Genomic DNA, 7,563 nt, shown 5'->3' on the forward strand with positions numbered 1-7,563 from the left:
TGCGAGAATTGGTCGAGGACGCGATCGACAAAAAGTTCGAAGCGGTGTCTTGGATGGTCATGGCGCTGAACCAACTCTTCGATCCCACGATCGACAACTCCCATCTTCCGCATGATGATCGCTTTGCGATGGGCAACGAGCTCTCAGAACAGATCCTGGAACTTAATCCTCCGCAAGGCGACGGGCCCCTTAAATTCCGTTGGTACATCCCGGTCGCTCAGTATTATTACGAGAGCGGCAACAAGGATCGCGCGATCGAGTTGATCGAGGTGGCAATCAAATCGCTGGACCACCCGGAGCCAATGCCGGACCATACCAAACAGTACTACCTCACCCCATTGCTCCAAGCACTGGCCAACTACACGGGTGAGCCTGCCTGTCACGCGGATCTTTGTGTGGCTCCGCAAAACAAGGCATCCGAAACTCAAAACGCAGTCACTTCCTGAGCAAATATCGCGAAGGGGATGACAATTGGAACTGAACACTGCCCAATCCGCCCATCGAGGCTCGCTTCGCAGCAAGTATGTCGATGCAGCAAGGGCAGGCGGCTTGGGGCAGGTTGGATTTCAATTGCGTTGACCACCGGTCGGATCGCGGCGCAGACGATGTGCGCCGCGAATTCGCGCCGTAGGTCTCGCACTCGTGGACATGTCGAGGTCGGCCACGGGGCATTCTTGGGTGGGGTTGGCCCGCCCAAGCCATTCGTCGGCCACGCAAGTGGGCCCGGAGTGGGCATCGCAGGAAAGGGAAATCGTCTCTCGAAGACGAAGACTGAAATGAGGAACAACGAAATGCCTCATGCACCGGGTGGCCCTGCTGTCAACAAGGACGACGAGGCCCTTGCTTCCCCGTTTGTCAAATGCCTTCTGCGGCTGATCCGTACTCAGGATTCCTTCGGCTTATGGGAAGGCAATTCGGACGCCGAGCTGCTGGGCGAGTTCATCATCACCAAGCAACAGCAATGTGCGATACCCTTTGGCGGCGATCCCGATCCTGACGCGCTGTGGAGGCTCGACATGTTTTACACCGCCGTGGCGCTTGCGATTGAGGAGCGCTCCGGCGCGTCGACGTCGCCAATAATTGGAATGAAACCCCTGGGGGCTTCCGGCGGTTGGTCGTTCTATCGAGACGTCCACCGGTTCGGCTTCGAGACTTTCCGCAAACTGGCTGAGGCCGGTACGAAACTGGTCGACGATGCGACTGCAGCCACTGAAGCCTAGCCCGAGATGGCGCGCATCAAGAAAACCATTGTTCCAGGAAGGATCTATGTCAGACCTAGATAAGATGAGGAAGAAAGTCCGAAAGCTCCAGTTGCGTGCAGCTATTGCCAAGATGGCATTGCAGGACCTTGTCGAGGGTCTGCCGAAAAAGTGGGCCGACATACAGGATGTCGCCGAGAAAACCCACGCCGTTTATGCCGAGTTGGACGTTGCCAAGAGAGAACTCGCTTCAATGAAGAATTTAGGATGATGCGCACATTCACCACCCGTGACGGCTCCATTTGGATGCCGTCGTACCTGACCTTCATCGATAGCAAGACCTGCATCGGCTGCGGCCGTTGTTTCAAGGTCTGCTCGCGCGATGTCATGCATCTTCACGGCGTCGATGACGCGGGTGAAATCCTCGGCCCCTGCAATGACGAGGATGACGATTTCGATGGCGAGCTCAATCGCATGATCATGGTTGTTGACAATGCCGGCCGCTGCATCGGCTGCGGAGCCTGCGCCCGCGTCTGCCCCAAGAACTGCCAGACGCATGTTGCGGCCGACGAGCTCGCAACATGATCTGGCGAAAAACCAGGAGAACGGCGTTGCACTTCATATCTTTTGTCGGCTCGTGGGGCTGGTCCTGTGCAGCAATGCGTCGATGGTTTACTTCGCTTCGCATTGGACCCATGTGGCAGTCGTCACGACGCTGGCCTGTTCGCTGCTGCTTCAGGCCGGCTATCTCGACACCGTGCTCTTTCTGATCTGGCGGTCTAGCCGAGCTCGTGGAACTCGCCACATGGGCCAGCATGTCAATGGTTCCAGGGAAGCTCGGTATCAGTCGCCTGACTCTGATCAGCTGCGGAATGAAATTTTCAGCTGTTGTCCCGGCTTATGGTCGAATGCCCAGCATGTGCTGCTGCTTTGATGCGCGGATGACAGGATCAGTGCTCAGACCCACACCAATTTTGGTCACCCTCTGATGACTGAGTTGATCGTATAGGGAATCTGTGTTCGGCTAAGACGCGACCACATTCGGTTTGCCCTTAGGCCGGGAGATGCGGGTGGTTGGTCGATTAGGCACATAAGAGTCATCGCAGCACGCTGGATGCGGTCTGCTTGTCGCAATGACAAACTCGGTGCTGCAATAACGATGAACGTCTTCTGCACCCGCTTCGAAAGACGGGTGGCTTTGATCACACGCACCCTTGGGCTGACCGGTGCGTAGCCGGTTCAGGTACTTTTTTGCTGGAGAGAGGATGCTGGAAAAATTCGAACGTTATCCGCTCACCTTTGGGCCCACGCCGATCGAGAGGCTCGACCGCCTCGGCAAGCATCTGGGCGACAAGGTGGAAATCTACGCCAAACGCGAGGACTGCAACTCCGGTCTCGCGTTCGGCGGAAACAAGCTGCGCAAGCTCGAATACATTGTGCCCGACGCGATCGCGTCAGATGCCGATACGCTCGTCACAATCGGTGGCGTGCAGTCCAACCATACGCGCATGGTCGCTGCGGTCGCCGCCAAGATCGGCATGAAATGCCTCCTGGTCCAGGAGAGCTGGGTCCCACATGATGATGCCGTCTACGACCGGGTCGGCAATATCCTCTTGAGCCGCATCATGGGGGCAGAGGTGCGCCTGGTTGACGAGGGCTTTGACATCGGCATCCGCCGCAGCTGGGAAAAGGCACTTTATGAGGTCAAGGCAAGGGGCGGCAGGCCCTATGCGATACCGGCCGGCGCCTCTGTCCACAAATACGGCGGCCTGGGCTATGTGGGGTTCGCTGAGGAGGTGCGCGCCCAGGAAAAGCAGCTTGGGTTTGCCTTCGACTATATCGTCGTCTGTACGGTGACTGGTTCAACCCACGGCGGCATGCTCGTCGGGTTCGCCAAGGACGGTCGACATCGCAACGTGATCGGTATCGATGCCTCTGCCACCCCCGCCAAGACCAAGGCGCAGGTGCTTGGCATAGCCCAACATACAGCGATGCTCGTCGATCTCGGGACGGAACTTGTGGAGGAAGACGTGGTATTGCTCGAGGACTACGCGTATCCGCGTTATGGCGTTCCATCGGAGGAAACCAAAGAGGCAATCCGTCTGTGCGCGCGGCTCGAGGGCATGATTACCGATCCCGTTTACGAGGGCAAATCGATGCAAGGGATGATGGATCTCGTCCAGAGGGGCTTCTTTCCAGATGGATCGAGGGTCCTCTACGCACATCTCGGTGGCGCCCCGGCGATCAACGGGTACGGCTACACCTTTCGCAACGGCTAACGTTCGGCAGACTACGATTCCGCCGTCCTGCCGTACCGGACGTGCATAGCACTGTTCAGCGCTGGGCCGGAAAGGCCGAGGTCAATTTCGCGGACGTCGATGATCTGTAGAACTGTTCATTCGCTCCGCAGAGGGCCGGCGAATCCAATCTCTTCCTATGCCGTTGGCCGTAGAAAGACACGAGGCCGGCGAGTTCGTGCTCAGCTGCCACTCTGTTAGCAAGGGAACGGAATCCAATCCCCCGGAGCAGATGGCGAGAGTTGAGCGAGGACTGCGGTCGGAGCTCCTGCGCTTCCGGGTCTCCGAGGGACGACTTTGCGAACCGAAGGGAGTTTGATGCGTTGACGTGGCCGGCGTGTGCGGCAGGTGGGCCAGCGACAGGGCTCCCAGCCGGCCGGAAGCACCGCCCTCTTCAATGTGCGTTGACTTCGCTTCCTTTGGCGAAATGTGGGTAACGGCGAGGTCCGCACAACTTCCCGGACCCAAATGACCGTCGAGATTCCCGCCCTTTTGGTGCGTTCGCCGTGAGGCGCGACAATTCGGTGCCCGGGTGTAACTGCGCGCATTCGCCGAAGCTTAGACGTGGTGCATTCCCGCCCGCCCGCTTGGCGGACAGTTCCGGCCGTGCTGGTTTTGCCGGCCGTAACGCCCGCCGCTCGTCGGTAAGGCCTCACTGCCACACGCCTCTCCGGCAACGGCTCGGCGCATCGCGCAACCCGGTTGGCGCTCAGGCCAGGCCCTTCGCTAGTTCCAACGCCTGCCGTTCGAAGAGGCGGCGGTAAATGCCACCATCGAGATCGATCAGCGCGGCATGATCGCCGTCCTCCATGATGCGGCCACGATCGAAGACGAGCAGCCGATCGAGCGAGCGGACTGTCGACAGCCGGTGTGCGATGACGAGTGTGGTTCGACCCACCATCAACCGATCCACCGCTTGTTGAATGAGCACCTCGGATTCCGAATCGAGGCTCGATGTGGCCTCATCCAGGATAAGGATCGGCGCGTTCGCGAGGAAGGCGCGCGCGATCGCCACGCGCTGGCGCTCGCCGCCGGAGAGCTTCAAACCCCTTTCGCCGACCAATGTCCCATAGCCCTTCGGCAGGGGCGCGATGAAGTCGTGCGCACTGGCCAGCCGTGCCGCTTGCTCGATCTCGGCCTGGCTCGCGCCAGGCCGGCCATAGGCGATGTTCTCGGCAAGCGACCTGTGAAACAGGATAGGCTCCTGCTGCACTATCGCGATCTGCGAACGGAGCGACTCTTGGGTCACCTCGGAGACGTCCTGGCCGTCTATCAGGATCCGGCCGCCGCTCAGGTCGTAGAGTCTCTGGATGAGCTTCACGAATGTTGTCTTGCCGGAACCGGAGGGTCCAACCAACCCAACCCTTTCGCCAGCTTCAATCGACAGCGAACATTCGCTATAGATCGGCAGGGGATGGTTGGCGTAGCGGAAGTGGACGTTCTCGAAATCGATACGGCCCTTCGTGATCCGGATCGGCTTGGCCTCTGGTCGATCCGCAACATCCAGCTGCTGATTGTGGATGGCCACCAGTTCTTCCAGTTCATTAACCGAGCGCTGCACGTTGCGTACATGCAGGCCAGCATCACGCAGATAGCCCTGTAAGACGATGAAGGACGTGAGAACATATGCTATCTCGCCCGGCGTTGCCTGTCCATGCGACCACAGAAGCAAGGCGTATCCGATCACCGCCACCCTGAGCGCAACCAAAGTGACGCCTTGGGTTGAGCCGATGATCGTTACCCGCACCCAACTCCGGCGCGTGCGGTGCCGCCATTTGGTCATGATATTTGCAAGGCGCTCGTCTTCGCGGATCTCTGCACCGAAGGCTTTGACCACAGCGTTGCAACTGACCGCGTCCGCTAGCGCGCCGCCTAGCCTTGTGTCCCATCTGTTAGCAAGGCTCGCCGCCGGCGCGACATAGCTGAGCGACAGCGAAATCGAGAATGCAAGATAGATCAGAGAGCCGCATGTAAAGATCACGCCCATGACCAGCCAGTGCCAGCCGAGCAGCACCGTCGAGCCGATCAAGATGACAAACGACGGGAACAGCGCGACTAGTATAGTGCTGTTTAGGAGGTCGAGCGCCGACATGCCGCGCGTTATTTTGCGCACTGTCGAGCCGGCGAAGCTGTTCGCATGCCAGTCTGTCGAAAAGCGCTGGACATGATGGAAAGCTTCGTTCGCGACATCGGACATCATCTTCAGCAAAAGGTCGTTAATGCCAATGAAGGCGATGTGGCGCATGGCAATGGCAGCGAGCGCTAGCGCAATCGGTACAGAGAATGCTGCAACAGCTGAATCCCGGGCTGGTGCTGCCGCGTTAGCAGCACGAGAAACAGCGTCGATGAGACGGCCAGAATAGACCGGCAACAGCACGTCGACGAGCGTGGAGGCAAGCACCGCGGCCATGATGATCGCGAGCCGCACCGGCTGCCGGCTCCAGTGGCGGACAGTAAAGGCGAAAACGTCGCGACAAGTGGCGTCGCGCCCATGGACGGGGAAACGTTTCATAGTTTCCAAGCGGGCGCATCGACACGCTCGGTCCCAAAGAAGTTAAATGACAAAACTGGAATTTTCGACCTCCCCCACAACAGCATCAATTTTGGCGGGCAGCTCCTGCCGCCTCACGACGGTGGGGTTCAAAAGTCGTGCCAACTGAGCGGGAACAGCCGAAGGACAAATTCAGCAGGTTACCGAGCCTGGAGAAAGTCAGCCGCGATCCAGTCGAATACGATTGCTATGGCTTCCCCAACTCGGGGAAGATTGGAAAAGAAGGGCCGATGTATCGATTGAATGTTGAACTTGTTCTTTCTCTACCCAATAAGCGGAGCGTGTGCCGGTAATCACGTGGTGCATCACGTTGCCTCGATCAAATAAGTACAATTGCAACGCAGCTTTCTCAAGTGCTCGGGGCTTAGGTGCTGATTTCAAAAACGCGCCGCGAATACTTTCCTGCCCATATTCCGTCAATCGAATGCTCGACTGTCGGATTGTGCGCTCCCCGACACAGTGCTGTTCGGTTCGCCTCCTGGGTACCTTGCTCCAGTCGGTTTACAACCTGAAGAAAGCTCCGCTCGCAAGGTGGCACGACTCTTGAGGGTACGTCTTTAGGTGCGGAAGAAACTCCGGCTGTCGATTCCTGCGCACTACGCATGTTGCGATGCTGGGCTGGAGCTGTGCACCAATGAGAAAGCAACTGAAGGAGAGATCGTGCCGCGGATTGAGCTCGAGTTTGGTCTATTCCTCGACATGACTGATGATATCGCTCAATCCGAACAGTTGTTCGAACTGTTGTCCGCGTTTGCGCTGAAGTTCGATTGCCCGTGGATTGCCTATGGCCCGCTCGCATCAAAACAGAGGGTTTTCAAGCCGAACCGACAGGATTCTGTGGTGATGTGGAATTATCCTGCTGAATGGCAGGAGCGCTACTTGAGAATGGGCTATGCCAAAATAGACCCACTCATCAAGAAAGGTCGAAAGGAGGCAGGGGCCTTTCGATGGAGCGAGGTGTATACCGATGAAAGCATAACTGAAGATGGACGCCGCGTCTTGGACGAAGCAGCAACATTCGGCTTGAGGTCAGGCGTTACCGTCCCATTACATGGCCCTGCTGACAGCTTTAGGTTTATGAGTTTTGCTCAATCCTCGGACTGCGAATTGCAAAATAGAGCGATCACTTACCTGCAAATGGCCGCGCTACGGTTTCATCTGATGGTTACGAAGTTCGACACTACGACTGCGTCGGAGCAAGTTCATAACCTGTCTCCGAGAGAAATACAGTGCATTGATTTGGTGTCACAAGGAAAATCGTCATGGGACATCGGAACTATTTTAGGGATATCGCGATATACCGTAGATTTCCATCTAAAAAACGTGATGCGGAAGTTGGATTCGACCAGCAGAACATTAGCTGCTGTAAAGGCGTCGAAACTTGGGATTATCGAACCGCAATAGGTGCGCAGGTAGTTCTCCGCCCGTAGTAGCGCGAGTGATAGCCGAGACGCTCCGGCGTGCGCTCGCTCTTTCGAAGCACCCAGCGCCTCGTCCATCTCGGCCTCGAGCACCT

7 protein-coding genes and 2 pseudogenes are annotated in these 7,563 nt (G+C 57.6%); 7 read left to right on the plus strand and 2 right to left on the minus strand.

What is annotated here, in order from left to right:
* The 6 genes and pseudogenes from EOA86_RS14325 to EOA86_RS14350 all read left to right on the plus strand — a co-directional run.
* Positions 1–446, plus strand: a pseudogene (locus EOA86_RS14325) (TlpA family protein disulfide reductase); the annotation flags it as partial.
* Positions 447–791: 345 nt separating this feature from the next.
* Positions 792–1,220, plus strand: coding sequence for a DUF269 domain-containing protein (locus EOA86_RS14330; protein WP_091599575.1), 429 nt, complete (start codon positions 792–794; stop codon positions 1,218–1,220).
* Positions 1,221–1,266: 46 nt separating this feature from the next.
* The gene (locus EOA86_RS14335; protein ID WP_091599454.1) at positions 1,267–1,470 is read left to right on the plus strand and encodes a CCE_0567 family metalloprotein; all 204 of its coding nucleotides are present in this window, start codon (positions 1,267–1,269) and stop codon (positions 1,468–1,470) included.
* Positions 1,467–1,784: a ferredoxin III, nif-specific gene (gene fdxB, locus EOA86_RS14340; RefSeq protein ID WP_029356496.1), complete on the plus strand. Its 318-nt coding sequence runs from the start codon at positions 1,467–1,469 to the stop codon at positions 1,782–1,784. Before EOA86_RS14335 ends, fdxB begins: the two co-directional genes overlap by 4 nt.
* Positions 1,756–2,133 (plus strand): exopolysaccharide production repressor protein, encoded by a 378-nt coding sequence (locus tag EOA86_RS14345; RefSeq protein WP_091599450.1) that lies wholly within the window; start codon positions 1,756–1,758, stop codon positions 2,131–2,133. The genes fdxB and EOA86_RS14345 overlap by 29 nt, the downstream gene beginning before the upstream one ends.
* Positions 2,134–2,464: 331 nt before the next feature.
* Complete coding sequence (locus EOA86_RS14350; protein WP_091599447.1) at positions 2,465–3,478, plus strand: 1-aminocyclopropane-1-carboxylate deaminase; 1,014 nt, start codon at positions 2,465–2,467, stop codon at positions 3,476–3,478.
* A gap of 56 nt (positions 3,479–3,534) precedes the next feature.
* On the opposite strand, the pseudogene EOA86_RS41500 reads toward EOA86_RS14350, so the two are convergent.
* Together EOA86_RS41500 and EOA86_RS14355 are read right to left on the minus strand one after the other, a co-directional pair.
* Positions 3,535–3,730 (minus strand): annotated as a pseudogene (locus EOA86_RS41500) (7-cyano-7-deazaguanine synthase); the annotation flags it as partial.
* A 475-nt stretch (positions 3,731–4,205) separates the two neighbouring features.
* Positions 4,206–6,008 (minus strand): ABC transporter ATP-binding protein, encoded by a 1,803-nt coding sequence (locus tag EOA86_RS14355; protein WP_091599443.1) that lies wholly within the window; start codon positions 6,006–6,008, stop codon positions 4,206–4,208.
* Between the two features lie 600 nt (positions 6,009–6,608).
* On the opposite strand from EOA86_RS14355, the gene EOA86_RS14360 reads away from it, so the two are divergent.
* Positions 6,609–7,451, plus strand: a complete 843-nt coding sequence (locus EOA86_RS14360) for a LuxR family transcriptional regulator (protein WP_236473425.1) — start codon at positions 6,609–6,611, stop codon at positions 7,449–7,451.
* Positions 7,452–7,563: the final 112 nt, after the last annotated feature.

Origin of the sequence: Mesorhizobium sp. M5C.F.Ca.IN.020.32.2.1, assembly GCF_004023105.1 — a bacterium.
Lineage (GTDB): Bacteria > Pseudomonadota > Alphaproteobacteria > Rhizobiales > Rhizobiaceae > Mesorhizobium > Mesorhizobium wenxiniae.